Genomic DNA, 373 nt, shown 5'->3' with positions numbered 1-373 from the left:
CACCAACAAAATTATAGCAATGAGAAAAATAATCTTTTCAAAAAGAATTCATAGAGACTATCGTATGAAGGTTAATAACCTTTTGCTGATAGCTACTTTTCAATAAAAAAAATAATGCCATAATGCATATTCATAATGTTTTTTCTTCCTATTTACGACGTAAACTACCCAGTTTATGGTGTCGTATAGCGCGTATTCCATTCGTTTTGAAAAAAACTTCATGATAAAAAAAGCTTCAAGGAAATTGTCTATACCTCTCTTTCTCTCCCTGTTCATAAAAGAAATTAGTCTCGATAATACAAATAGTTATATAAGCATTGCTCTATTAAATTCTTCATGCTCAATTACCATAATATAATCTAGTTTCTCGCGT

It is taken from the genome of Bartonella sp. CM120XJJH, from assembly GCF_042194715.1.
In the GTDB taxonomy this organism is placed as follows: Bacteria; Pseudomonadota; Alphaproteobacteria; order Rhizobiales; family Rhizobiaceae; genus Bartonella.
The sequence above is the reverse complement of the archived record's forward strand: the minus strand, read 5'-3'. Positions refer to the sequence as shown.